Source organism: Roseibium sp. RKSG952, from assembly GCF_009711355.1.
This window is the reverse complement of sequence record NZ_SMMF01000504.1, coordinates 1-1,424: the sequence shown is the minus strand read 5'-3', so window position 1 is coordinate 1,424 and position 1,424 is coordinate 1. Positions and strand designations below refer to the sequence as shown.

2 protein-coding genes are annotated in these 1,424 nt (G+C 55.6%); both read left to right on the top strand.

The annotated features are described in order from the left end of the window. Positions 1 to 454 precede the first annotated feature (454 nt). On the top strand, positions 455 to 1,210 hold the full coding sequence (locus E1297_RS01830) for a nucleotidyltransferase domain-containing protein (RefSeq protein ID WP_209015585.1): 756 nt from the start codon (positions 455 to 457) through the stop codon (positions 1,208 to 1,210). Beyond that, the coding region (locus E1297_RS49610) for a hypothetical protein (RefSeq protein WP_209015584.1) at positions 1,207 to 1,424 on the top strand (218 nt) is incomplete at its 3' end. The genes E1297_RS01830 and E1297_RS49610, both read left to right, overlap by 4 nt.

Here is a 1,424-nt window from a genome sequence, read left to right as displayed (position 1 = left end):
CGTCCTTCAGGGCGGGGAAGACGTTAATAAGCGAAATAGGCATCCACATCCCCCGTCCATAAAATGCTTGCTGTCTGTCCCCACTTACTGAAGCGATCCATGACAAAGGTTGCTCAAAAGTCTTGAAAAAAACAAGCCAGCCTTTAGCAAAACCGTTACCGGTCGGGGATTGCCGAAGCTGCTGGCGGCTCCGTAGTACAAATCCTTAAATACTTGAGTACCTCAAGTCAATAATTTTCCACAGCTCCGACGTAAACTCTCCGCAAAGTGGGCCGCCGACAAACCATCGAGACCCCGCCCGGTCATTCCAGGCGGGTCTTTTTAAACAGCGTTGACCTAAACCACAAGAATTCGCCTCTCCGAGTGTAGTTGACTTTTGGGATTCGGTTAGTACTCTTGCCGAGAAAAGAGAGAACTTATGAGAAGCATCAAATTGCAGTCGCACGGAGATTTATTGAAGGACGACCTCAAGCTGGCCATTGCGCGCGAGAACGAGGTTTTGCGCGGATTGATCGGCTCCGAGGCTCACGGGACCAATATCCCCGGGAAGGGGGATCGGGACGAACTCGGCATCTACGTTGAACCGAAGCCGCAAGCTCTCGGCTTGTCGACGTTCGACCACCACGTCTATCGGTCCGTCGGGAACCACAACTCCCCGAGCCGAACGGGCGATCTGGATCTCACCTATCATTCTGCTCGCAAATTCCTGCGCCTCTGCGCCGGCGGGAATCCGACCATGCTTCTCCTGTTGTGGCTCCCGGAGTACCTGTCAAAAACTGAGGCGGGTGAACTCATGGTTCAGAACCGAGATCTGTTCACGACCCGAAGGGCCGGGCGTAGTTTTCGTGGGTTTATGGGCAAGGTCCTGCGCGAAATGCCTCGAGACGACGATCTCGGATATCACCCAAAGTCGGCCATGCACGCCCTGCGTCTCGGAATTCAGGGCCGCGCCTTGCTTGAGACAGGTGTCATGCCCGTACCCTTGAAGGATTCAGATCGGAAATGGCTTACCGATGTCAGGCTCGGCTTGTACTCGCTCGCCGAAATCTCCAACATGGTCGAGGAGGCGGAATCTGCGATCAAAAACGTCATCGAAACCTATGCCGGACCCGAGCAGGTCGATCTCTCCGCCGTGAATTCTCTCTTCGTCGATGTGCACGAGGCGCATTGGGACTCGGTCCCGGCTCCGGTCAACAGGTGGTGCTCATGAGCCGGGAGACTATGATGGATAGGTTCGTCGGCGAGATGTATGCAGCCACCGACTATGGCGAAAGCAGGTTTCATCCAATGGATAGGCGGTGCGTCAAGCGCGCCGCCCGCATCATGGGCTTCACGAGCTACACCGACAGCGCCGAGTTCCTAAACAGGCTCTTAACGTCTTCCCCGCCCCTCATGGCGGGGATTTTAGCGAAGCGCAAGCCGTC